Raw genomic sequence first — 22813 nt, forward strand, 5'->3', positions numbered from 1 at the left:
CTCACCGTCTGAGCCGAGTCGTCTCCGGGGGGTTCGAAACGAGTCGCTTAATCCGCTCGCGTCGTTACCCCGGCTATGACCGGTCCCCCGACCGAGAGCGAGGGGCTCGACGCGTTCACGCACCTCCACGAGCGGGTGCGGGGCGCACTCTCCGAGCGGGGGTTCTCGACGCCGACGGAGCCACAGCGACGGGCGATTCCGCCCCTGGCGTCGGGCCGGAACGCGCTCGTCATCGCGCCGACGGGAACGGGAAAGACGGAGACGGCGATGCTGCCGGTGTTCTCGGACATCTGTGGGATGCGTGAGGAAGAGCGCGAGGGCATCTCGGCGCTGTACATCACGCCCCTGCGGGCGCTGAACCGCGACATGCGCGACCGGCTGGAGTGGTGGGGGGAGAAACTGGACATCGAGGTCGACGTCCGCCACGGCGACACCACGCAGTACCAGCGGACGAAGCAGGCGAACGACCCGCCCGACGTGCTGGTGACGACGCCCGAGACGCTCCAGGCGATGCTCACCGGGGAGAAGCTCCGGCGGGCGCTCTCGGACGTGTCACACGTCGTCGTCGACGAGGTGCACGAACTCGCCTCGTCGAAGCGGGGCGCACAGTTGTCGGTGGGGCTCGAACGGCTCCGTCTGCTCTCGCACGAGTTCCAGCGTATCGGCCTCTCGGCGACGGTCGGCTCGCCCGAGGAGGTGGGCCGGTTCCTCACCGGCGACCGCGACTTCACCATCGTCGAAGTCGACGTGGGCAACCGTGTCGAGTTCGACGTTCACTGGCCCGAGCCGGAGGAGGGAGACCGCCTGCTGTCGGGGGAACTCGCCTGCGACGAGGAGATGGCTACTCACGTCCGGTTCATCCGCGACCTCGTCCGCGAGAACGAGTCGACGCTGATCTTCGTCAACACCCGCCAGACCGCCGAGGCGCTCGGTGCGCTCTTCACGAAACTGGACGAACCCATCGGCGTCCACCACGGGTCGCTCTCGCGGGAGGCGCGCGTCGAGGTCGAAGACCGGTTCAAATCGGGCGGGATCGACGGCCTCGTCTGCACGTCGTCGATGGAACTCGGCATCGACGTGGGGCGGGTGGACCACGTCGTCCAGTACGGTAGCCCGCGCGAGGTGGCTCGACTGCTCCAGCGCGTCGGGCGGGCGGGGCACCGACAGGACCTCGTCTCGGAGGGAACCGTCGTCGTCGGCCACCCGGACGACGCGCTGGAGGCGCTCGTCATCGCCCGACGGGGTCGAGAAGGAGAGGTCGAGCCCGCGGCCATCCACCACGGGAGCCTCGACGTGGTCGCCAATCAGCTCGTCGGCTTACTGATGGACGTCGGGGAGGTCCGCGCCCCCGACGCGTACGAACTCCTCACCCGCGCGTATCCGTTCCGGGCTCTCTCGGAGGAGCAGTTCAAATCGGTCGTGCGAGAGCTGTCGAAGAACCGCCTCGTCTGGCTCGACGAGGACGCTGATCGGCTGGAGAGGTCGGGCGGGACGTGGCAGTACTTCTACGCGAACCTCTCGATGATCCCCGACGAGGAGACGTACGAGGTGTACGACCTTTCCTCGCGAACGCAGGTCGGTACCCTCGACGAGCGGTTCGTCGTCAACTTCGCCGAACCCGGCGCGTCGTTCATCCAGCGCGGGGAGATGTGGCGCATCGACGAGATCGACGACGAGGACGGGAGAGTAAACGTCAGCCCCATCGCCGACCCCACGGGCGAGATTCCCTCGTGGGTCGGCCAGGAGATTCCCGTCCCGCAGGCCGTCGCGCGGGAAGTGGGCGAACTCCGGGGCGTCGCCGGGTCCCAGTTGGAACGGGGGGCCGACCTCGATGCGGTCGCTCGCGACCTCTGTGTTCGGTACCCGGCCGACGTCGAGACGCTGAAGCACGCGCTCGAACCGGTCGCCCGCCACGTCGAGGCCGGCCACCCGCTGCCGACCGACGCTCGACTCGTGGTCGAATCGAGCGCCCGACAGGTCGTGTTGAACTCCACCAACGGCCACCAGGTGAACGAGACGCTCGGGAGACTGCTCGCGGCGCTCGTCGGCCAGCGGACCGGGTCGTCGGTCGGGATGGAGGTCGATCCCTATCGAATAGAGTTCGAGGTGCCGGCGAAGACGCGCGCCTCGGCGTTCGTGTCTACCCTGAACGAGACGGACCCCGCCCACGTCGAGGCCATCTGCGAACTCGCGCTGAAGAACTCCGACACGCTCAAGTTCACCCTGGCGCAGGTCGCCGCGAAGTTCGGGACCCTCAAGCGGTACCAGGGGCGGGGGCGGTTCGGCGGCGACCGCCTCCTCGCGGCGCTGGCGGATACCCCGTGTTCGACGAAGCCGTTCGGGAGGTGTTCCACCGCGACCTGGCTGTGGAGGCGACGGCCGACCTCCTCCGTGGACTCCGCGAGGGGGGGACGGAAATCGAGGTCGCTCGCGAGCGAACGCCGCTCGGGACGGGCGGGCAGTCGTCGGGGCGGGAGTTGCTCGTTCCCGAAAACGCGGACGCGAGCGTCATCGACGCGGTGCGCGAGCGCATCCAGAACGACCGGGTCATCCTCTTTTGCTTACACTGTCAGGAGTGGCGGCGGAAGACCAAAGTCAGGAGAGTGCGCGACCGGCCCGAGTGTCCCGAGTGCGGCGCGACGCGAATCGCCGCGCTGAACCCGTGGGACGAGGAGGCGGTGAAGGCCGTCCGCGCCCCGGAGAAAGACGACGAGCAGGAGCGTCTGACCGAGCGGGCGTATCGGTCGGCGAGTCTCGTGCAGGCGCACGGCAAGAAGGCGGTGGTGGCGATGGCTGCCCGCGGCGTCGGCCCGCACAACGCGGCGCGCATCATCTCCAAGCTTCGGGAGGACGAGGACGACTTCTATCGGGACATCCTCGAACAGGAGCGGCAGTACGCCAGGACGCAGTCGTTCTGGGACTGAGACGGTCCGTCGTGAGCCGCTCCCGGTGTTCGGCGGAGCGGCCGACGAACTGCCGGTGAACAGTTACGACAGACCGTCTGAACTGCAGACTCCGTCACGTCTCCTCGTCGCCAGCCGAATCCGGGGCCGACGCGGGCTCCGAAACCACCTCGACGCCGCGGAACTCGAACCGGGCGCCCCCCATGCTGCCCTCCGTGACTGTGACCGTCCACCCGTGCGCCTCAGCGATCCGTTTGACGATGGTGAGGCCGAGGCCGACGCCGTTCCTGTCGGTGGTGTACGCGGGGTCGAATATCGTCTGACGGGTCTCCTCCGGGATGCCCGGGCCGTTGTCTTCGACGTAAAAGCCCTCGTCGCCGATCGGTCCGACGCCGATGGCCACGTCGGGCCCGCCGTGCTCGACGCTGTTCCGCACCAGGTTCTCCACGATGTGTCGCAGGCGGTCCGGGTCCGCCCGAACGGTGGCGTCGGCGGCAACGTCGAGCCTCGCATCGTCGGTGGAGACCGTCCGCCAGCACCCCTCGACGACCGCCCGTAGGTCGACGGGGTCCATCTGCCCGACCGACTTCCCCTGTCGCGCCAGCGTCAGCGTGTCGTCGACGATGGTCTCGATACGGTCGAGCGACCTGGTGGCGCTCTCCAGGTGTTCGCTGTCGGACTCGCGGCGGGCCAGCGTCACTCGCCCCTGAGCGACGCTCAACGGGTTTCGCAGGTCGTGGGCGACGACGCTCGCGAACTCGTCGAGCCGCCCGTTCTGTCGCTGAAGCTCCCGCTGGTGTCGCTTGTGCGCCGTGATGTCTCGGAAGACCACCGACCAGCCGAGCAACCGGGAGTTGGCGATCGGGGTCACGACCGCGTCGAGATACCGGCTCTCCCCTCGCGCTCGATGGCGACCTCGTGACGGACGGGCTGGGACTCCTCCCCGTCGACGAACAGGCCCGTCCCGTCCGGGAGAATTCGTTCGACGGAGCCGCCGAGCGACGTGGGATCGATGCCGAACAGGTCGCACGCGGCGGGGTTGGCGTGGACGACCCGGCGGTTCCGGTCGACGACGAGGTAGGCGTCCTGCATGTTGTTGACCGTGATCGCGTGGCTGATCGGCGTGAGGTCGAGGAGCCGGTAGCGGAAGATGCCGAAGACGAGGAGCACGTTGGCGAGGGCGAACCCCGCGGACGTGAACTCGACCTGCGAGAAGAACCCGAGGTCGAACACGAAGCCGACGTTGCCGACGAACGGCGCGACGACGGCTCCGGCGAGCGCGGCGACCTGTCCGCGGTACGGGTTCTCGGACGTGACGTACGCCCTGACGAGGAGGTAACAGCCGATCAGTACCAGCACGTACGAGTACGCGATGTGGACGTAGAACCACGGACCGAACGCCCGTTCGAGGACGCTGACAGAGCCGGCGTCGACGACCTGCACGTCCGACCACATGAGGTGGTGGACGGGGTTCGTCGCGACCAGGAGGAACGCGACGAGCGGTTCGACGGTGAGCAGACCGATCCGGCGCGGGGTGAGTCGGGAGCCGTATCCGGCGTACTCCGCGGCCAGCACGAGCCACCCGACGGCCATGAGCCCGGAGCCGGCGTACTCGATCAGTACCCACGTCAGTTTGGCCTCCACCCCCACGCTGACCAACCGGAACAGGTACGCGACCGACCACTGAGCCGCCAGAACCAGCAGCACGACGATGGTCGCCGTCGTTCGGTCCGTCAGTTCCGTCCGCGGATGCCGAACGACGTAGACCGCGAGCAGGAGCGAGATGGCCGCGGACACGAGGAAGGGGACGACGTACGGGGAGACCATCCACTGTACGCTATTCATGCGAGGGAGGCTCCGCTCGGACCGGGGCTATCGATATCATGGCCTCACGTGGTCGTCGTGTTCGCGTTCGTATGGCTGTGCATCACCCCGGGATAGTTTCAGTGTTGTCTTTCGGTTATCACGGATTGAACCGCGACTACGCCGGGGACGAGAGCGGCGTTCGGTCCCGCCAGAACTCGGTGTGGTTCGGTCGTATTCCGGGCTCCGGTCGCGCGACCGCTGTCGTCCGCGAGCGAGCGACGGTATCGACGTGTCGAGCAGGGCCGAGCGTCAGTCGAGGTTCCACTCGTCGAACAGATGCCCGACGGCGGTCGCCAACTCCTCGAAGTCGCGGAGGGTGACGTTGTCGGTGGTGACGATGACGCCGTGGTTGTGAGTCGTTATTCTGACCAGGAAGCCGTTCTCGAACACCCGGATGGTGTAGCGGTAGTCGCCGAGTTCCGACCCCTGGTACGCGTTCTGCGTGATGTTGAAGTCCTGCCACTCGCTGCCGACGAACGTGTCGAGGTCGGCGTCGCGTTCGAGGTCACCCCGGAGGTAGAGCTGCTGGTAGTCGGTACGGGAGAAGTAGACGACGGAACGGACGCTGTCGCCCGCGGCGGTCCGACAGGTCGTCGTGAGGTGCTGCTGTGCCTCCTCGGGGAGCAGTTCCACGTCCGCCGGGGTGTCGTCGCTCATGGCCGAGTGACCGTCCCCCGGGTACAAGAAGGTAGGGACGGCGGTGATGTACGGGCGGGTTCGGTTCCGTGAAGGTCCGAACCGGCAGGGACGCCGGGCCGTCGTCTCGGTGCGGGAACGGGGTCGTCGCCGCGGACACCGGAGCCGTGTGGCGGACAGCGCGGCGAGAGCACAGCCTCACCGACCGGTCAACGTTTCATCGACTCGCCGACCGTTCTCACGCGTGCGGGTCGCGGTCCGGGAGGAACGGCATGACGAACGCCAAGACGGCGACGAGCGCGAGGAACCCCGCGAACGCGGGTGTGGTGAACACGACCACGAGCAGCGACAGCGGCGACGCCGCCCCGTCCGCGACGGCCTGGAGGACCGGGGGGTCGAAGTAGAGGAACCCCATCAGTCCGAAGACGGCGACCGTGAACGCCGTCCGGAACAGCGCCCGGAGCAGCCACCACGAGAACGACACCGGCCCGCCGGTGAGCGCCGCCCACTCCCGGCGGACCTTGGTCGGCCACGGCGTCCTCACGCCGTCTCCTCTCCCGTCTCGACACCGAATCTCAGTTGCATACGACTCTCACGGCGGCGATGACGATAACGGTTCGCTCGGTGAGACGACGGGAGCCTGACGACGCGAGTCAGTCGGTCCCGGGCGACACCGACTCGAACGCCGACTCGAACTCGTCGCTTCCGACGACCAGTTCGTCGGCGTGGTCGTTCGCCGCCTCGCCCTCGTACCGTTCGGTGACCTCGATCACGGCTCGAACGGCCGCTTCCCGGCAGAGCGCCTCCAGGTCGGCACCGGAGAAGCCCTCGGTCCGCGCCGCGAGCGCGTCGAGGTCGACGTCCTCGCCGAGCGGCTTCTCGCGCGTGTGGACCGCGAGGATGGCCCGCCGGGCGGCCTCGTCGGGTTCGGGGACGTGGATGTGCTGTTCGAACCGACCGGGACGCAAGAGGGCAGGGTCCAACACGTCTCTCCTGTTGGTCGCCGCAAGCACGACGAGCGACGGGTTCTCCGCCGCGCGGTCGAGTTCGGTCAACAGTTGGGAGACGACCCGCTCCGTCACCTCGGTGTCGCCGCCCCCGCCGCGCTTGGCGGCGATGGCGTCGACCTCGTCGAAGAAGACGATGGCCGGGGCAGTCTGGCGGGCGCGCTCGAACACCTCGCGGACGGACTTCTCGCTCTCGCCGACGTATCTATCGAGGAGTTCGGGCCCCGCGACGTGGATGAAGTTCACGCCCGACTCCGCGGCGATAGCGCGGGCGAGGAGCGTCTTTCCGGTCCCCGGCGGGCCGTGGAGCAACACCCCCGAGGGCGGCGCGGCGTCGGCCGCCTCGAACAGCGGAGTGTACGTGAGCGGCCACGAGACCGCCCGCTCCAGCGCGTCCTTCACCTCCTGGAGGCCGCCGACGGCGTCGAACCCCTCCGTGGGTTTCTCCGCGACGTACTCCCTCATCGCGGAGGGTTCGACGCTCGCCATCGCCCGCTCGAAGTCCGCGCGGGTGACTTTCACGTCGGCGAGCGCGCTTCCCGACTCGCGGCGACGCAGCGCGACCATCGCCGCCTCGGTCGCGAGCGATTCGAGGTCGGCGCCGACGAAGCCGTGCGTCCGCGCCGCGAGCGCGTCGAGGTCGACGTCGTCCGCCAGCGGCATCCGACGGGTGTGCACCTCGAGGACCTCGCGCCGTCCCTCCTCGTTCGGGACGCCGATCTCTATCTCGCGGTCGAACCGACCTCCCCTCCGAAGGGCGGGGTCGATGGCGTCCACGCGATTGGTCGCGCCGATGACGACCACCTCGCCGCGGGCATCGAGGCCGTCCATCAGCGAGAGGAGTTGGCCGACGACGCGGTTCTCGACGTCGGAGTCGTCGTCGCGCCGCGAGGCGATGGAGTCGATTTCGTCGAAGAAGACGATAGAGGGCGCCTGGTCGCGGGCCTGCTGGAACTTCTCGCGGAGGTTCTCCTCGGAGTCGCCCTTGTACTTCGACATGATCTCCGGGCCCGACACGGTGAGGAAGGAGGCGTCGACCTCGTTCGCCACCGCCTTGGCGATGAGCGTCTTACCCGTTCCCGGCGGGCCGTGGAGGAGGACGCCCTTCGGCGGGTCGATGCCGAGGTGAGCGAACACCTCCGGTTCGGAGAGCGGGAGTTCGATCATCTCCCGGACGAGTTCGAGTTCGCGGTCGAGTCCGCCGATGTCCTCGTAGGTGACGTTCGTGTCCGGCGTCGAGGGCGTCGGCGGGCTGACCGTCGCTTCCGTCCGCCGCTCGTCAGTGGAGCGCGGACGCGACGTTCGAGACTCCGGGGTGTCGGCGGAGCGCTCACTCGACCCGCTCTCGCCCTCGCGCACCCGGATGAACACCTTCGTGTCGTCGGTGACGTGGACCGTCCCGTCGGGCTTCGTCGCGTGGACGACGAACGGGGCGTCGCTCAGATGTTCGAGGTGGACCCGGTCACCCTCGCTCACGGGCCGTCCCCTGAGCCCGCGCTTGACGTGGCGTTCGAGGGCGTCCTCGTCGGTGACGCGACCGGGTGCGATGACGGTGACGGCGTCGGCGTCGTCGATGTCGACGGCGGAGACGCGGACGGTCTCGCCGATCTTGACGCCGGCGTTGGTCCGCGTGTCGGCGTCGATCTGGATGCCGTCGGGCGAGAGCACGCCGCGTGCGGGCCACACCCGAGCGACCGTCGTCCGCTCGCCTTCGACGAGGACGTTGTCGCCGCTCAGGACGCCGAGGCGTTTGCGGGCCTCCTCGGGGAGGCGGGCGATACCACGGCCGGCGTCGCGTTTCTCCGCACCGCGGACGGTCAGTTCGACCGCCGCGTCGTCGGTCATGGACGGGCTTGGGCGCGCACGGTACTTAGCTTTCCGCGCCGTCCCGAGCGGTGGTCACCGCGTGGACGTCCCTGTCGCGAGCGACCGGGGAGCGCGGGGCGACGGTCCACCGCGCGCCGGGTACCGTGTGACCGTCCTGTCGAGCGGATACGCGGCGTCGTGGAACCACACTGGGCCACCACTGCAGGCATCCCCCGTGTCGAACGCCCCCACAGAACTATATGGGCCGTTGTCACACTGACAATCCATGGATGCGATGGCAGGGCTCGCGGACGGACTGGAGGCATCGCTGGGAGTCGGCTGTGAGTTCGACCCGAATACCGACGCGAGGACGCCTCACGGGGGGGTGAACTGAGATGGACGGCAAGACCCGCGCGACCGTCGAGGAGATATTCGAGACGGTCGCCGAGGCCTCCCCCGAAATCCGCGCGGGGCTCCCGAGCAGACGGCTGAAGAGCGGCTCTGAGAACCCCAGCGGGGAGAAGCAGATGGCCGCGGACGTGTTCGCGGACGACCTCCTGCAGGCACGGCTCGGGAACCTCGACGGCGTCGGCCAGTACGCGAGCGAGGAGCGCGCCGAGGTCGACGACGTCGGCGAGGGCTTCTCGGTGACGGTCGACCCGCTCGACGGCTCGTCGAACCTCAAGCCGAACAACACGATGGGGACGGTGGTCGGCATCTACGACGCCCCCCTCCCGGCGACGGGCGAGGACCTCGTCGGCGCCGCGTACGTCCTCTTCGGCCCCGTCTCGACGATGATGTGTGCCGTCGACGGGCAGGTCGACGAGTACCTCGTCGACAACGGCGTCCGAAACCTCGTCACCGAGGACGTCGCGCTCCCCGACGAGCCCTCCGTCTACGGGTTCGGCGGCCGCGTCCCGGAGTGGTTCGACGATTTCAGCGCGTTCGCCGACGAAGTCGCCAGCGACCCGTCGATGAAACTGCGATACGGGGGTGCGATGATCGGGGACGTCAATCAGGTGCTGACGTACGGCGGCATCTTCTCGTACCCCGCCTTCACGAACGCGCGAGAGGGGAAGCTCCGACTCCAGTACGAGGGCTACCCCGTCGCGTACATCATGGAGACGGCCGGCGGCGCCTCCTCGGACGGCACCCAGTCCATCCTCGACGTGGTGAAGACCGACGACATCCACGCGCGGGTGCCGGTCCACGTCGGCAACGAGAGCCTCATCGAGAAGCTCGAATCGATGCTGGACGAGTCGGTCGACTCCCCCGCCTGACCGACCCTCTCTTCTACCGGCGGTTCGGTCCACGCTCCGGTCGTCCGGTGGGCCGTCCCCCACGACGTCGCGGGTGGGACCGACATCGTTGAGTGCGGTCGACACCGTTGGGTGCGGTCGACGTCGAACCGCCGTCGCTCGTTGTCGCTGCCGCCGAACGCTCCTCGACCGGAGACGGCGGCCGAACGGCCTGAACTCGTACGCGTGACCGAGGCGTCGGTGAACGCTGTGCCGACTGGCCCGTGCGCACCGCGGAGGAGGACCCGCACCCGAGGACGCGCGTGGCTGTGGCCGGTCGTCCACCGAGAGACGGACGTTCGAGGGGCACGTTCGGGGCGGTTGCTGACGCATTCCACACGTTTAACAATGTATAATTCGGATTGACACGTATGCGCCTCGCCGAGACACGGAACGCGTTCGCCCGGCAACTGACGTTCCCCGCCGACCGCGAGACGGTGCTCGCGGCGGTCGGTGACACCACCCTCGAAGCCCCGTACGGCGACCCCGAGACCATCCGGACGGTGCTCGAGCGGACCGACGAGTCGTCGTTCGAGAGCGCGGACGAACTGTTCGACACGGTGCTGGCGAACGTGGGCGAGCAGTACATCGGCCGCAAGCACTACGACGACCGCGGCGCACAGGGCGGCATCGAGACCGAGGAGGTGCACTTCTGATGAGCGTCACCGTCGTCTCGGGGGTGCCCGGGGTGGGTAGTTCCCGGGTGACCGAGGCGGCCGTCGCCAGCCTCGACGAGCGGTTCGAACTCCTGAACTCGGGCGACGTGATGCTCGAAGAGGCGCTCGGGAGCGGCCGGGACGTCGAGGGCCGCGACGACCTCTCGGGCCTCTCCCCCACGGAACTCCGACGCCTTCAGCGGCGAATGGGCGAGTACGTCGCCGCCGTCGCCACCGACCCCGACACCCACGTCGTCCTCAACACCCACCTCGTGGTCAGCACGTCCGCCGGGTTCGTCCCGGGACTCCCCCCGAGGTGCTTCGAGAACTGGACCCCGACGCGTTCGTCCTCGTCGAGGCGAATCCGGACCTCATCCAGGAGCGCCGGAGCGACAGCGACTACCGCTCCTATCGGGTGGGAGACCGCCTCGGCATCGAGTTCCAGCAGTCGATGAGCCGGACGGCGGCGTTCACCTACTCGAGCGCCGTCGGTGCCCCCGTCGGACTCGTCGAGAACACCGAGGACGTCGAGTCCGCCGCCGTCCAACTGGCCCACGAGATTCAGCGGGCCGCGACCCGCTGAGCTGTCGTCACCGCAGACGGTCCGCTCTCGACGTCCTCTCCACGGACCACCATCGCTTTTTGGAGCTTTTTCTGACGCGAGCCGTCGCCGAAGGCGACCCTCGCGTCCGGAAAAAGGTCGGGGGGCAAGACCTTTTTCGCTCCCCGGTGCAGAGTCGGCCATGAAGGTCCGCATCGGGCAGGGTGCCACGGCGGAGGAGGCCCACGCCATCGCGGCCGCGCTCGCGGAGCATCTCGACGACTCGGTGGAGGTGGTCGCCGGCGGGGAGGAAGTCGTCGCCAGCGCCGACCCGCCGGAGCGGGAGTACCCGCTCGACGACGACCTCGGTCCCACCGAGCGCGAGAAGCGCCTCCGCGAGGAACTCGAGGACATCTACGAGGGCGGCCCGAGAAATACCGCGAGCGCCTCGGCGACCAGGGAAAGCTGTTCGTCCGCGACCGACTGGACCTCTGGTTCGGCGACCTCACATTCGAGGACGGCCGGTTCGCCAACTTCGACTCGTGGCACCCGAACGCGCCCGACGTCGACGAGGAGGACCCGAACGCCCGCCTGCCCGCGGACGGTCTCCTCACGGGGGCGGCCGAGTTCGAGGGCCGGGACGTCCACTTCATGGCCAACGACTTCACGGTGAAGGCGGGGTCGATGGCCCGACGCGGCGTCGAGAAGTTCCTCCGGATGCAACAGCGCGCGCTCAAGAGCGGGAAGCCGGTCCTCTACCTCATGGACTCCTCGGGGGGGCGTATCGACGAGCAGACGGGCTTCTTCGCCAACCGGGAGGGCATCGGCAAGTACTACTACAACCACTCGATGCTCTCGGGGAGAGTCCCGCAGATCTGCGTGCTCTACGGACCCTGCATCGCGGGCGCGGCCTACACGCCGGTGTTCGCCGACTTCACCGTGATGGTCGAGGGGATGTCGGCGATGGCCATCGCCTCGCCGCGGATGGTCGAGATGGTCACCGGCGAGGAGATATCGATGGACGAGTTGGGTGGTCCGGCGGTCCACGCCCGCCACTCCGGCAGTGCGGACCTCGTCGCCCGCGACGAGGAACACGCCCGCGAACTCGTCTCGCAGTTGATCACGTACCTCCCGGACCACGCCGGGGAGAAGCCGCCCCGGAGCGAGTCGATGCCGCCGAAGTACTCGCCCGAAGGCATCGACGAACTCATCCCCGAATCACCCAACCGCCCGTACGACGTTCACGACCTCCTGGACAGGGTCGTCGACGCCGAATCGGTGCTCGAACTCCGTCCCGACTACGGCCCCGAAATCGTCACCGCGCTCGCTCGCATCGACGGCCGGCCCGTGGGCGTCGTCGCCAACCAACCCACCCAGCGGTCGGGAGCCATCTTCCCCGACTCGGCCTCGAAGGCAGCGGAGTTCATCTGGACCTGCGACGCCTACGAGATTCCCCTCCTCTACCTGTGTGACACGCCGGGCTTCATGGCCGGGTCCGCGGTGGAGAAGGAGGGCATCCTCGAACAGGGGAAGAAGTTCATCTACGCCACCTCGTCGGCGACGGTCCCGAAGCAGACGGTCGTGATCCGGAAGGCGTACGGCGCGGGCATCTACGCGATGGGCGGGCCGGCGTACGACCCCGAGAGCGTCATCGGTCTCCCCTCGGGCGAGGTGGGCATCATGGGCCCCGAAGCGGCCATCAACGCCGTCTACCGGAACAAACTCGACGCCATCGAAGACGACGAAGAGCGGGCACAGCGCGAGGCCGAGTTGCGGGAGGAGTACCGTCGCGACATCGCCGTCCACCGCATGGCGAGCGAAGTCGTCGTCGACGACGTGATTCCGCCGTCGGACCTCAGAACCGAACTCGCCGCGCGCTTTGCCTTCTACGAGGACGTCGAGAAGTCCCTCCCGGAGAAGAAACACGGGACCGTCCTCTGAGACGGTCTGTCGTGACCGCACCCCGGTCGTCGCTGTCGCGGGGAGCAGCGACAGCCAGTGGTGACGCCCACCGGGCCCGACGACGCCCCGGTCGACGTACGTGACACCTGAGTGCCCCTTTTAGTGACGTCGTAAGCGTGTTTAGTGAGGTGTTTCCGCGTCGTGGGGGTATTTAGTGGCACCTTTCAGCCCCGTAAGTGGTGGCTACTGAAGTACACATCGTACGTCGTACGCCAGTAGAGACAGATGTCCAACGACCAGTTCACGTCGGCGGGTGCGCATGAGCAGTCGGCGCAGTCTTCCCGCCTGCACTCGACGGACGCGTGGCTCTGGGCGTTCGTCGTGGTCGCGCTGGTCCTCGACGTCGTGTTGACGTACTACGGTCTCGCCGCCGGTCTCGAAGAGGGGAACCCCCTCGCCCGGGCCCTCTTCTCGATGTACGGCGTCGTCGAGTCGATGCTGATGATGAAGGGCATCGTCATCGCCGTCGCGCTCGTCGCGTACGTCTCCGTCCCCGAGAAGTACCAGCCCGTCGTGCCGCTCGGCATCGCTCTCCCGTGGTTCGTCGCCGGTATCATCAACGCGAGCCTCATCCTCCAGCTTTAATCCTCCCCGCCCTCGCCCCCAGGCCGTTTCAACGAGAGGACCGTCCGGTCGAACGAGCAGACCACTTCGTCGGACTGGTTGAACACCTCGACGTGCATCGTCACGACGCCGCGTTCCCCGTCCGAGGTTTCCCGCTTCTCTGTCACCGTCGAAACCGCGCGGAGGGTGTCGCCGTGGAACACCGGTTTCGGGTGGGAGACGTCGTCGTACGCGAGGTTCGCGACGATGGTGCCGTCCGTCGTCTCGGGGATGGTGAGGCCGACACCGAGGCTCATCGTGTAGAGGCCGTTGACGATGCGCTCGCCGAACTGCGTGTCGGACGCGAACGCGGCGTCGAGGTGGAGTGGCTGTTGGTTCATCGTCATGTCACAGAAGCGCTGGTTGTCCGCCTCCGAGACGGTCCGGCGTTTCTCGTGTTCGATGCGGTCGCCTTCGGCGAACTCCTCGTAGTATCGCCCGGTCATGGCCGGTCCACGGCCGAGAGCGACAAAAACACCACGGGGCGGGACAACCTTCTTGCAGCCCTCGCGTCTCCATCCGCTATGACCCGGCGAAGCGTCCTCTTCTCGCCCGGCGACCGACCCGAACTGCTCCGCAAGGCGGCCACGACCGACGCGGACACCGTCGTCTTCGACCTCGAAGACGCCGTCGCGCCCCCGCGGAAGGCGGAGGCACGGACGGCCGTCCGCGAGGTGCTCGTGGACCCCGGGTTCGACCCCGACTGTGAAGTAGCGGTCCGCGTCGGCGCGCTCGACGCGGACCTCGACGTGCTCTTCGGTGCCGGGGACGACGACTCACCCGACCTCCGTCTCGACGCCCTCGTGGTCCCGAAGGTCGAGTCACCCGCCGATGTTCGCCGGGTCGCTGAGGCCGTCACCGCACGCGGTGCGTCCTTGCCCCTTATCGCGCTCGTCGAGACGGCCGGCGGCGTGCTGGACGCCCCCGCCGTCGCCCGGGTCGACGCGGTGGACGCGCTCGTCTTCGGCGCGGAGGACTTCGCCGCCTCGGTGGGGGCGACCCGCACTCCGGCGGGAGACGAGGTGTCGTACGCCCGACAGCGCGTCCTCGTCGCCGCCCGCGCCGCCGGAATCGACGCCATCGACACCCTCCACACCGACTACGAGGACGACGAGGGACTCCGGACGGACACGGCGACGACCGTCCAGTTGGGCTACGACGGGAAACTCGCCATCCACCCCCGGCAGGTCACGATCATCAACGAGGCGCTCACGCCCGCCGAGGACCGAATCGCGTGGGCGCGTCGCGTGCTGGAGGCGAAGGAGGCAGCCGATGCCGAGGGGCGGGGCGTGTTCAGCGTCGACGGCGAGATGATCGACGCGCCGCTCGTCGCGCAGGCGGAGCGGACGCTCGAACGGGCGCGCGCGGCCGGGTTCGAGGTGTGACGCTCGCGAAAACCGCCCGACGGGAGTACTCGGCGGCGTGTACTGATTCCCTTTAGGTGTCGGGTATGATATATACGTCGTCACACTTATTCTCGCCCCCCTCGGTGATTCGACCATGCCTGACGAGGCGAACCCGTTCGAGAGTCTCCAGGAACAGATCGACGACGCCGCGGCCTTCCTCGACGTGCCCGCGGACGTCGTGACGCGGCTGAAGTCACCCGAACGCGTCCTGGAGGTGACGCTGACGGTCGAGATGGACGACGGACGGCTCGAAGGGTTTCGGGGCTTTCGCTCACAGTTCAACGGCGACCGTGGCCCGTACAAGGGCGGTATCCGCTACCACCCGAACGTCTCCCGGGACGAGGTGAAGGCGCTCTCGGGGTGGATGGTGTACAAGTGTGCCGTGGTGGATATCCCCTACGGCGGCGGGAAGGGCGGCATCGTCATCGACCCCCGCGAGTACTCGGAGTCGGAACTCGAACGCGTCACGAGAGCGTTCGCGACGGAACTCCGGCCGTTCATCGGCCCGGACAAGGACATCCCGGCCCCCGACGTCAACACCGGCCAGCGGGAGATGAACTGGATCAAGGACACGTACGAGAAACTGGAGAACACCACGGCACCGGGCGTCATCACGGGCAAGTCCATCGACAACGGCGGGAGCGCGGGACGCGTCGAGGCGACGGGCCGGTCGGTGATGCTCGCCGCCCGGGAGGCGTTCTCGTATCTCGACCGGGACCTCTCGGGCGCGACTGTCGCGGTCCAGGGGTACGGGAACGCGGGCTCCGTCGCCGCGAAACTCCTCGAAGATCAGGGGGCGAGCGTCGTCGCCGTCTCCGACTCCTCGGGTGCGGTGTTCGACCCCGACGGCCTCGACGCCCGCGCGGTCAAGGAGTTCAAACGAGAGACGGGCTCCGTCACCGGCTACGCCGACGCCGAGGAGGAGTTCTCGAACGAGGACCTGCTCACGCTGGACGTCGACCTCCTCGTTCCCGCGGCGCTCGAAAACGCCATCGACGCCGAAATCGCCTCCCACCTGGAGGCCGACGTCGTCGTCGAGGCGGCGAACGGACCCGTCACACCCGACGGGGACGACATCCTCACTGGCAAGGAGGTGACGGTCGTGCCGGACATCCTCGCGAACGCCGGCGGCGTCACCGTCTCGTACTTCGAGTGGGTCCAGAACCGACAGCGATTCGCCTGGACAGAAGAGCGCGTCAACGACGAACTCGAACGGGTCATCGTCGACGCCTTCGACCGCCTCGTCGACGCGTACGAGAGCAACGACCTGCCGAACTTCCGGACGGCCGCGTACGTCGTCGCCATCCAGCGGGTCGCCGACGCGTTCGGCGGTGCCGGGAGCTGGCCGTAGCCGCGTCCTCCGCGCCGGCCGGGTCGTCCCCGGTCACTGTCCTCGCTTCGAAGCGAGGAGGTGTCAGTTCTGCGTTTTACCGTACCCGAACTGGCCGTACCGCTGGTCGAACCCCTTGCCAGTGTCCGATCCCGCCGCGACAGTCGACGACCCTCCCAGTGCGACTACGGTTCCGGCCGTCCGCAGAAACGTCCGCCGGCACTGCCGACCGAAGGTCGACATCGATTCATCTCGTTTCGACGACTCTGACGGATCACGCGTCATTATTCATCGACTAACCACCGGGTTAATAGTTCCTTTCAATCACGGATCCGTAACTACAACTGAAGTATCACTGAAACAACGTCACGGTCGCGCGGACGTCACCCGGGGTGGTCGGCGTGTACTCGATGTTCGACCGACTCGGTTACGTCGGCCTGCTGCGTCCGCCTTTCCTCCACGCGAGACGGCCGTCAGGGGGAGACGACCGAACTACTCCGGCGTTCCGCCGTATCCGAACTCGCCGTACCCCTGTTCGCCGTAGTCGTCGTCGGAGACGGGCGTCGGCGTGGGAGTGGGAGTCGGCGTGGGCGTCGCAGTCGGTTCCGGCGTGGGGGTTGGGGTAGGAGTCGGCGTCGCGGTCGGTTCCGGCGTGGGCGTCGCTGTGGGTTTCGGGGTTGGGGTGGGCGTGGGGGTCGGTTCCGGAGTCGGTTCCGGCGTGGGGGTTGGGGTAGGAGTCGGCGTCGCGGTCGGTTCCGGAGTGGAAGTGGGAGTCGGAGTCGGCGTCGCCGGCCCTGTTCCGGACACAGAGAGTTCGTACCCCCCAGTCGGGTTGTCGCTGGTGAGGTGGACGAAGTACGTCCCGGTCCTCGGGACGGGGTCGAGACCGATGGACACGGGTTTCTTGTTCGGGACCTGCACCTCTTCGAGTTGCGTCCCGTCGGGACCGTACAGTCCGAAGCGCGCTTTCGCCCGGTTGCCATCCCGCACGAGCGTCAGGTCGAGCGACCCCTCCGCACTCAGTTCGACCGCGTACCAGTCGTTGTCGCCTGCGGCGAGCGTCCCTCTCACCGAGGAGCCCAGCGAGACGGCGTCGGCACTCGCCTGCGATCCGTTCGGTTCGGACTCTTGGACGACCGCTGCGGCCGCCGCGAACGACGAGCCGACCAGGGCGCTCGGGAGCGCTACCTGTCCGCGTCGCATCGGCGCCCCGCCGTAGCCGAACTCGTGCGAGCGAGTCTCAGATGTGGTTCCAGTGCAGCCAGCCAGCGCCCCGCCGGCGACGATGGTCGACCCGGTCAGTTTCAGGAACGTTCGTCGTCGAAACCCGTCAGTGTCGGGCGTTCGCTGGTCCTCCGCCGCTGTTTCGCGTGCCATTACACCGTGATTCCGAGACGCCCCTAATAAGGTCCGCCCCCGAATTATCTGTGATGATACTTATCTGTCATATTAGTCAGTATAGAAGACTGTATCCTGATCGTGGATGTTTGCTCCGGGGGATTCAAGCATCTGCCCTGTTCGGGATACACTGATGCGTCACGACCACCTCATCTCTGCCGCGCAACTGTCCCGGGCCGACATCGAGGCGGTGTTGGACCGCGCCGCCGAGATCGACGACGACCCGGCGACCGTCCGCGAACGCCACGCGGGCACGGTGCTCGCACTCTGCTTCTTCGAGCCGAGCACGCGGACGAAGATGAGCTTCGACACGGCGATGAAACGGCTCGGCGGGGAGACCATCGACATGGGCTCGGTCGAGTCCTCCTCGGTGAAGAAGGGCGAGAGCCTGGCCGACACCGTCCGCGTCATCGAGGGGTACGCCGACGCCATGGTCCTCCGTCACCCGTCGGAGGGGTCGGCGAAGATGGCCTCGGAGTTCGTCGGTGTCCCGCTCGTCAACGCGGGCGACGGCGCGGGTCAGCACCCCTCTCAGACGCTGCTCGACCTCTATACGATCCGCGAGAACGCCGGCCTCGACGACATCACCGTCGGGATCATGGGGGACCTCAAGTACGGACGGACGGTTCACTCGCTGTCGATGGCGCTGACGAACTTCGACGTACGTCAGCATTTCGTCTCACCCGAGTCCCTGCGCCTCCCCCGGAGCGTCCGGTACGACCTCCACGAGGCCGGCGCACAGGTCCGCGAACACGAGGAACTGGCGGGGATCCTCCCCGAACTCGACGTGCTCTACGTGACTCGTATCCAGCGTGAACGCTTCCCCGACGAGCGCGAGTACCGGGAAGTCGCCGGCGAATACCAGATCGACCCCGAAACGCTCGACGAGGCGAAGGAGTCGCTGACGGTGATGCACCCGCTCCCGAGAGTCGACGAGATCGATCCCGCGGTCGACGAGACGCCGCACGCGCAGTACTTCGAGCAGGCCCACAACGGCGTCCCCGTGCGGATGGCACTGTTGGACGCGCTTCTCAGCGGGGGTGAGCGCCGATGAGCGACCACGAACTCCGCGTCTCGAAGATCCGAAACGGGACCGTCATCGACCACGTCGCCGCGGGACAGGCGCTGAACGTCCTCACCATCCTCGGTATCGACGGCTCCGGCGGCGAGTCGGTCTCCGTCGGGATGAACGTTCCCTCCGGGAGGCTCGGCCGCAAGGACATCGTGAAGGTCGAGGACCGCGAACTGAGTCCCTCCGAGGTCGACGTGCTCTCGCTCATCGCGCCCGAGGCGACGATCAACATCGTCCGCGACTACGAGGTCGTCGAAAAGAACCGCGTCGAGCGCCCCGAGCGCGTCGTCGGCGTCCTCTCCTGTCCGAACCACAACTGCATCACGAACGGCGACGAACCCGTCGCGTCGAAGTTCACCGTCCTCCCCGACGGCCTCCGGTGTGAGTACTGCGGGACGTTCATCCGCGAGTCGTTCGCCGGGCACATCGACGGTTCCCGAAGCGCTTGAACGGCGAGCGCGCGTCGGGAGTTCGGGTCAGAGTCCGGATCAGGAGGCGCGGTCGCGGCCGTCGGCGCGCTCACTCACACCCCGGTCCGCGTCGGCGTTCGCGCGGTCGATGTCGACGCCGTGGACCGCAAAGCGTGCACCGCCGGAGGGATCGGTCGTCACGTCGACGCGCCACCCGTGCATCCCCGCCAGTTCGCGGACGATGCTGAGCCCGTAGCCCGTTCCGCCGCTCGCGGTGGTGAAGCCGGTCCGGAAGACGTCCTCGCGGAGTTCGTCCGGGACGCCGGGGCCGTCGTCGGCGACGAAGAAGCCGCCGTCGAAGTCACCCACGCGGACGGTTGGCGCCGCGCCCGCGTGTTCGACGCAGTTCCGGAAGAGGTTCTCGAGGAGGCGCTGGAGGCGTCTCGGGTTCGCTTCGACGCTGGCCCATGTGTCCACGACGAGGAGCGCGTCGCGCGTCTCGACCGCGTCCCACGCCTGCTGGACGACGTCGGCCAGCGCGACGGTCGACCGGGAGAGGTGAGCGTCGCGTGACGAACTCCGAACCTCGTCGATGAGGTCGTCCATCCGCTCTAAGGCGCGGGCGACGCGGCGAAGTTCGGGGCTATCGTCCGACTCCCGGTGCTGTTCGAGGTACCCGGTGGCGACGCCGAGCGGGTTCCGCAGGTCGTGTGTCAGCACGCGCCCGAAGGCGTCGAGGTCCTCGTTCTCCTGGGCGAGTCGCTCTCTCGTCCGCCGCGACTGCGTGACGTCGCGTGCGACGCCGCTGAAGCCGACGACCTGTCCGTCGTCGTCGATGAGTGGACGGCCGGTGAGTTCGAACCGGACCGTCCCCAACTCCGTCTCGGCGTCGGCTTCGACGACGACGTCGTTGCCGGCCAGCGCCTCCCTGGCCGCGTTCCGGACCCGCTCGCGGGAGGTGTCGACGAAGAACGCGTCGGCGCGGAGCCCCGCGAGTTCGACGTCGTCGAGACCGAAGACGTCGTTGAGCCGGCTGTTCCACCGCACCAGCCGGCCATCGGCGTCGTAGATGTAGAAGACGTCGTCGAGGGCGTCGAGGGCGTCGGTGAGTCGGTCCTGTTCGCTCCGGAGGAGCTGTGCGGTCTGCCATCCATCGACGACCGCGTGCAGACACTGCGAGAGCGCGTCGTGCCAGTCGTCGCTGACCGGCACCGCGACGACCGACTGACGGCCGTTCGTCGCGCTCTCGAACGCCGCCGCGAGGGTCTCCGCGTCGGGGCCGACGACCACGACGCGGCCCGCGTCTTCCCCCTGGAGCGCGGTCCGCGCCTCGGCCACGGTTTCGACCTCGACCACCCGGACGGAGGCGTCGGGGAGACCGTCACCGGCCTCGGTCAACGCCGCGACGAAGTCGTCGCGTTCGGCCACATCACGTCCGCTCGATTCGACGACAACGACCGTACGCTCTTCTGTGGGCGGGCCGAACGACCGGGATTCGACGGGGAACATGGCGGGCCACGACGGCTGGTGCCGTCGGTCAGTTCGGGGTATGCCGAGCGCGGCGATAATCGTTGTGTCACGGCTATCAACGGTGATTCTGTTTCGGTCCGTCGCCGAAACCACTTTGTAACCCCTGCGTCAACGTAGACACATGTCCGGAAAAGCAAAACTCGTCCTCGTCGTCGCGCTCGTCGCAGTCGTCTACCTCGTCGTCTCCTCGGGCGGAGACACGGTCGAGGTCCCGACCGAGTAACGCGAGCGGATTACCGGAACTCAACGCACCGCGCGCCGACCACCCTCCGTTCTTCAGGGTCGCCTTCCGGGAGCGACGCGTCAGTCTCGCGCTTGCCGCCCGACGAGCCTCGGGTCGCCCGCCGGTCGAACGAAAACCGTTACCCGTCGGCGACTCCTTCTCGACCCATGTACGGCGTCGTGACGCGGAACGCGGAGGAGGTCGAGTGGGACGACTTCGACCTCGGCTTCTACGAGGTCAAAGACGTGACGGGACGGGCCGCCGCGCCGCTCCCGAACGCGGTGAACATGGTCTCCTGTTTCGGCGACAACGCCGCCGCGGACGAGAACCCCGACCTCGTCCCCGTCGACGACGAGGGGAACCTCGCCACCAGGGACAGAACGTACTTCGACTGGGCGTACGTCTGCCCGACGAACGAACGCTACCGCGAGGGCCTCCTGGAGATCGTCGACGACTGCGTCGCCGAGAACAGCGACGTCCGCCTCGACGACGTCGGCTTCCCGCGCGCGGAGTTCTGTCACTGTGAGCGGTGTGAGCGACTCTTCGAACAGAGCGACCACGACGACTGGTTCGACTGGCGCGCGTCGGTCATCACCGACTTCGTCTCCGACGCGTCGGCCAGGATTCCCGGGCGGACGTACCTGACGCTCTACCCCGACCCCTACCCCGGTCACCTGTACGAGCGGGCCGGCCTCGACCTCGACGCCCTCTCGCCCCACGTCGACGAGTTCGTCGTCCCGCTCTACGACACCCACTACGGGACGACCTACTGGCTGGAGACAATCGCCAAGGGGTTTCGAACGAGACTGAGAGACCTCGACGTCGACCTCTCGGTCGAACTGTACGCCGTCAACGTCGACGTCGACGACCTCATCCACGCGACGGAGGTCGCCGAGGCGTACGCGAAGGACGTCCTGTTCGGCTACGACGCGAGCAACGCGGCCGCGGCGCTCCGGCGGATGCGCGCCGACGCCGAGGAGGGGCGGACGTTCAGGCCCGGCGACTCACAGTCCTGAGAGGAACCAGATGACCGCGATACCGAGAAGCGTCATGACGACCGCGAACGCGAACAGCCCCATCATCAGTCGCTTCTGTCCCTTGGTGGCTTCTGCCATATCGGTGCCTGGTGGGCGAGCGGCTTAGGCGCACCGCCTGTCACACCCGCGACGGGCCTCTCGTCGCGGTCCGTTCAACACCGCGCGTCGACCGTCTCCGCGTCGGGAACGGCCGGCTGAACGCCCTCGGACTCGGTCGAAAGCGCCGCGGCCGTCGACGCGCGCTCGACCGCGGCTCTGAGATCGCCGCCGGTGGACAGCGTGGCCGCGAGGTAGCCCGTGAAGATGTCGCCCGCCCCGGTGGTGTCGACGGGGTCGACCGCCGGCGGCGCCACCTCGAACGACTCCGGTCCGCTGACGCTGACGAGGTCGCCGCCGTGCGTGACGACGAGCGTCCCCGCGAACGCCGCGAGTTCGGGTTCGAGGTGGGCGAACTCGGTCGCGTTCGGGACGACCACGTCGACCGCCTCGTGGGTGACGAGCGGCTCGGCGCCCGCCGCCGGTGCGGGGTCGACGACGACGGTCGGGGCGTCGGGTGCGTCGACGAGTCGGTCGAGGAGCCAGAGGGTGCCCGCAGTGGGTATCTCGTTCTGGAGGAGGAGCACCGACGCGTTCTCGACGACGTCCAGTCGGGACTCGACGTAGGCGCGGTCGACCGCGGCGTTCGCGCCGGCGAGGATGGTGATGCGGTTCTCTGCGGACTCGTCGACGACGATGTACGCCGACCCGGTCGGGCCGTCGACGCGGGCGACTTCGGAGACGTCGACGCCCCGGTCACTGATGCCGCGGCAGACGCCGTAGTCGGCCTCGTCGTCGCCGACGCACCCGAGAAACGCCGTCTCGACGCCCGCGAGCGCGGCCGCGACGGCCTGGTTCGCGCCCTTGCCGCCCAGCGAAACCTCCGTCAGTCGGTCGCGGAGGTCTCCCGGGACCGCGTCGACGGCAACCGTCTCGCCCGGTTCCGGCAGCCAGTCGTACCGTCCTTCGAGCGCCGCGACCGCGTCGTCGGAGAGATACCCGACGTGATCGACGTTGACGCTTCCGAGACTCACCACCTCGTGCATAGCGACCTCTCTGTAGCTCGAATAAAAGCCAGTTGGGAATCCGGGCC

20 protein-coding genes and 2 pseudogenes are annotated in these 22813 nt (G+C 68.0%); 12 read left to right on the forward strand and 10 right to left on the reverse strand.

Features of this window, described 5'->3' with window-relative positions:
• The first annotated feature begins 75 nt into the window (after nucleotides 1-75).
• Nucleotides 76-2924: pseudogene (locus C2R22_RS08880) on the forward strand (DEAD/DEAH box helicase).
• A gap of 94 nt (nucleotides 2925-3018) precedes the next feature.
• On the opposite strand, the gene C2R22_RS08885 reads toward C2R22_RS08880, so the two are convergent.
• The 5 genes from C2R22_RS08885 to C2R22_RS08905 all read right to left on the reverse strand — a co-directional run bounded on the left by C2R22_RS08885 (nucleotide 3019) and on the right by C2R22_RS08905 (nucleotide 8257).
• On the reverse strand, nucleotides 3019-3774 hold the full coding sequence (locus C2R22_RS08885) for a sensor histidine kinase (RefSeq protein WP_173862757.1): 756 nt from the start codon (nucleotides 3772-3774) through the stop codon (nucleotides 3019-3021).
• On the reverse strand, nucleotides 3771-4748 hold the full coding sequence (locus tag C2R22_RS08890; protein ID WP_103425437.1) for a histidine kinase N-terminal 7TM domain-containing protein: 978 nt from the start codon (nucleotides 4746-4748) through the stop codon (nucleotides 3771-3773). The genes C2R22_RS08885 and C2R22_RS08890 overlap by 4 nt, the downstream gene beginning before the upstream one ends.
• 270 nt (nucleotides 4749-5018) lie before the next feature.
• Nucleotides 5019-5426: a DUF7522 family protein gene (locus C2R22_RS08895; RefSeq protein WP_103425438.1), complete on the reverse strand. Its 408-nt coding sequence runs from the start codon at nucleotides 5424-5426 to the stop codon at nucleotides 5019-5021.
• A 217-nt stretch (nucleotides 5427-5643) separates the two neighbouring features.
• On the reverse strand, nucleotides 5644-5949 hold the full coding sequence (locus C2R22_RS08900; RefSeq protein WP_103425439.1) for a hypothetical protein: 306 nt from the start codon (nucleotides 5947-5949) through the stop codon (nucleotides 5644-5646).
• A 109-nt stretch (nucleotides 5950-6058) separates the two neighbouring features.
• Nucleotides 6059-8257, reverse strand: a complete 2199-nt coding sequence (locus C2R22_RS08905) for an AAA family ATPase (RefSeq protein WP_103425440.1) — start codon at nucleotides 8255-8257, stop codon at nucleotides 6059-6061.
• A gap of 356 nt (nucleotides 8258-8613) precedes the next feature.
• Between C2R22_RS08905 and C2R22_RS08910 the strand changes: the two genes are divergently transcribed.
• The 6 genes and pseudogenes from C2R22_RS08910 (at nucleotide 8614) to C2R22_RS08930 (ending at nucleotide 13260) form a co-directional block, all read left to right on the forward strand.
• Nucleotides 8614-9498: a class 1 fructose-bisphosphatase gene (locus C2R22_RS08910; protein ID WP_103425441.1), complete on the forward strand. Its 885-nt coding sequence runs from the start codon at nucleotides 8614-8616 to the stop codon at nucleotides 9496-9498.
• A 389-nt stretch (nucleotides 9499-9887) separates the two neighbouring features.
• The gene (locus tag C2R22_RS08915; protein WP_103425442.1) at nucleotides 9888-10172 is read left to right on the forward strand and encodes a DUF5789 family protein; all 285 of its coding nucleotides are present in this window, start codon (nucleotides 9888-9890) and stop codon (nucleotides 10170-10172) included.
• On the forward strand, nucleotides 10172-10627 hold the full coding sequence (locus C2R22_RS08920) for an AAA family ATPase (RefSeq protein ID WP_245902950.1): 456 nt from the start codon (nucleotides 10172-10174) through the stop codon (nucleotides 10625-10627). The genes C2R22_RS08915 and C2R22_RS08920 overlap by 1 nt, the downstream gene beginning before the upstream one ends.
• On the forward strand, nucleotides 10624-10755 hold the full coding sequence (locus C2R22_RS26910; protein WP_281259273.1) for a hypothetical protein: 132 nt from the start codon (nucleotides 10624-10626) through the stop codon (nucleotides 10753-10755). The genes C2R22_RS08920 and C2R22_RS26910 overlap by 4 nt, the downstream gene beginning before the upstream one ends.
• 160 nt (nucleotides 10756-10915) lie before the next feature.
• Nucleotides 10916-12654 (forward strand): annotated as a pseudogene (locus C2R22_RS08925) (acyl-CoA carboxylase subunit beta).
• 246 nt (nucleotides 12655-12900) lie between these two features.
• Entirely contained in the window at nucleotides 12901-13260 is a 360-nt protein-coding gene (locus C2R22_RS08930; RefSeq protein WP_103425443.1) for a DUF5658 family protein, read from the forward strand.
• Here the strand turns inward: C2R22_RS08930 and C2R22_RS08935 are convergent.
• Complete coding sequence (locus C2R22_RS08935) at nucleotides 13257-13724, reverse strand: MaoC family dehydratase (RefSeq protein WP_103425444.1); 468 nt, start codon at nucleotides 13722-13724, stop codon at nucleotides 13257-13259. The genes C2R22_RS08930 and C2R22_RS08935 overlap by 4 nt on opposite strands.
• A 78-nt stretch (nucleotides 13725-13802) precedes the next feature.
• On the opposite strand from C2R22_RS08935, the gene C2R22_RS08940 reads away from it, so the two are divergent.
• Entirely contained in the window at nucleotides 13803-14663 is an 861-nt protein-coding gene (locus C2R22_RS08940; protein ID WP_103425445.1) for an HpcH/HpaI aldolase/citrate lyase family protein, read from the forward strand.
• 115 nt (nucleotides 14664-14778) lie between these two features.
• A complete protein-coding gene (locus tag C2R22_RS08945; protein WP_103425446.1) occupies nucleotides 14779-16035 on the forward strand; it encodes a Glu/Leu/Phe/Val family dehydrogenase in 1257 nt (418 codons plus the stop codon).
• Between the two features lie 63 nt (nucleotides 16036-16098).
• On the opposite strand, the gene C2R22_RS08950 is transcribed toward C2R22_RS08945, so the two are convergent.
• Entirely contained in the window at nucleotides 16099-16257 is a 159-nt protein-coding gene (locus tag C2R22_RS08950; RefSeq protein ID WP_162562434.1) for a hypothetical protein, read from the reverse strand.
• Nucleotides 16258-16506: 249 nt separating this feature from the next.
• Complete coding sequence (locus C2R22_RS25590; RefSeq protein ID WP_173862758.1) at nucleotides 16507-17391, reverse strand: hypothetical protein; 885 nt, start codon at nucleotides 17389-17391, stop codon at nucleotides 16507-16509.
• Nucleotides 17392-17545: 154 nt separating this feature from the next.
• On the opposite strand from C2R22_RS25590, the gene pyrB reads away from it, so the two are divergent.
• Together pyrB and pyrI are read left to right on the forward strand one after the other, a co-directional pair.
• Entirely contained in the window at nucleotides 17546-18466 is a 921-nt protein-coding gene (gene pyrB, locus C2R22_RS08960; RefSeq protein ID WP_103425449.1) for an aspartate carbamoyltransferase, read from the forward strand.
• Complete coding sequence (gene pyrI / locus C2R22_RS08965) at nucleotides 18463-18933, forward strand: aspartate carbamoyltransferase regulatory subunit (protein ID WP_103425450.1); 471 nt, start codon at nucleotides 18463-18465, stop codon at nucleotides 18931-18933. The genes pyrB and pyrI overlap by 4 nt, the downstream gene beginning before the upstream one ends.
• A gap of 39 nt (nucleotides 18934-18972) precedes the next feature.
• On the opposite strand, the gene C2R22_RS08970 is transcribed toward pyrI, so the two are convergent.
• On the reverse strand, nucleotides 18973-20322 hold the full coding sequence (locus tag C2R22_RS08970; RefSeq protein ID WP_162562435.1) for an ATP-binding protein: 1350 nt from the start codon (nucleotides 20320-20322) through the stop codon (nucleotides 18973-18975).
• Between the two features lie 492 nt (nucleotides 20323-20814).
• Between C2R22_RS08970 and C2R22_RS08975 the strand changes: the two genes are divergently transcribed.
• The gene (locus tag C2R22_RS08975; protein ID WP_103425452.1) at nucleotides 20815-21663 is read left to right on the forward strand and encodes a hypothetical protein; all 849 of its coding nucleotides are present in this window, start codon (nucleotides 20815-20817) and stop codon (nucleotides 21661-21663) included.
• Nucleotides 21664-21836: 173 nt separating this feature from the next.
• Here the strand turns inward: C2R22_RS08975 and C2R22_RS08980 are convergent, their stop codons facing one another.
• Complete coding sequence (locus tag C2R22_RS08980; RefSeq protein WP_103425453.1) at nucleotides 21837-22766, reverse strand: PfkB family carbohydrate kinase; 930 nt, start codon at nucleotides 22764-22766, stop codon at nucleotides 21837-21839.
• Between the last annotated feature and the right edge of the window lie 47 nt (nucleotides 22767-22813).

This window comes from Salinigranum rubrum, from assembly GCF_002906575.1.
Taxonomy (GTDB): Archaea; Halobacteriota; Halobacteria; order Halobacteriales; family Haloferacaceae; genus Salinigranum; species Salinigranum rubrum.

What these genes read in the sequence shown, in the direction of transcription:
- C2R22_RS25590 (WP_173862758.1), bottom strand. Translation starts at nt 17,391, where the DNA reads ATGGCACGCGAAACAGCGGCGGAGGACCAGCGAACGCCCGACACTGAC.
- C2R22_RS08915 (WP_103425442.1), top strand. Translation starts at nt 9,888, where the DNA reads ATGCGCCTCGCCGAGACACGGAACGCGTTCGCCCGGCAACTGACGTTC.
- C2R22_RS08895 (WP_103425438.1), bottom strand. Translation starts at nt 5,426, where the DNA reads ATGAGCGACGACACCCCGGCGGACGTGGAACTGCTCCCCGAGGAGGCA.
- C2R22_RS08905 (WP_103425440.1), bottom strand. Translation starts at nt 8,257, where the DNA reads ATGACCGACGACGCGGCGGTCGAACTGACCGTCCGCGGTGCGGAGAAA.
- C2R22_RS08975 (WP_103425452.1), top strand. Translation starts at nt 20,815, where the DNA reads ATGTACGGCGTCGTGACGCGGAACGCGGAGGAGGTCGAGTGGGACGAC.
- C2R22_RS08910 (WP_103425441.1), top strand. Translation starts at nt 8,614, where the DNA reads ATGGACGGCAAGACCCGCGCGACCGTCGAGGAGATATTCGAGACGGTC.
- C2R22_RS08935 (WP_103425444.1), bottom strand. Translation starts at nt 13,724, where the DNA reads ATGACCGGGCGATACTACGAGGAGTTCGCCGAAGGCGACCGCATCGAA.
- C2R22_RS08945 (WP_103425446.1), top strand. Translation starts at nt 14,779, where the DNA reads ATGCCTGACGAGGCGAACCCGTTCGAGAGTCTCCAGGAACAGATCGAC.
- C2R22_RS08930 (WP_103425443.1), top strand. Translation starts at nt 12,901, where the DNA reads ATGTCCAACGACCAGTTCACGTCGGCGGGTGCGCATGAGCAGTCGGCG.
- C2R22_RS26910 (WP_281259273.1), top strand. Translation starts at nt 10,624, where the DNA reads ATGAGCCGGACGGCGGCGTTCACCTACTCGAGCGCCGTCGGTGCCCCC.
- C2R22_RS08980 (WP_103425453.1), bottom strand. Translation starts at nt 22,766, where the DNA reads ATGCACGAGGTGGTGAGTCTCGGAAGCGTCAACGTCGATCACGTCGGG.
- C2R22_RS08940 (WP_103425445.1), top strand. Translation starts at nt 13,803, where the DNA reads ATGACCCGGCGAAGCGTCCTCTTCTCGCCCGGCGACCGACCCGAACTG.
- C2R22_RS08920 (WP_245902950.1), top strand. Translation starts at nt 10,172, where the DNA reads ATGAGCGTCACCGTCGTCTCGGGGGTGCCCGGGGTGGGTAGTTCCCGG.
- pyrI (WP_103425450.1), top strand. Translation starts at nt 18,463, where the DNA reads ATGAGCGACCACGAACTCCGCGTCTCGAAGATCCGAAACGGGACCGTC.
- C2R22_RS08950 (WP_162562434.1), bottom strand. Translation starts at nt 16,257, where the DNA reads ATGTCGACCTTCGGTCGGCAGTGCCGGCGGACGTTTCTGCGGACGGCC.
- pyrB (WP_103425449.1), top strand. Translation starts at nt 17,546, where the DNA reads ATGCGTCACGACCACCTCATCTCTGCCGCGCAACTGTCCCGGGCCGAC.
- C2R22_RS08890 (WP_103425437.1), bottom strand. Translation starts at nt 4,748, where the DNA reads ATGAATAGCGTACAGTGGATGGTCTCCCCGTACGTCGTCCCCTTCCTC.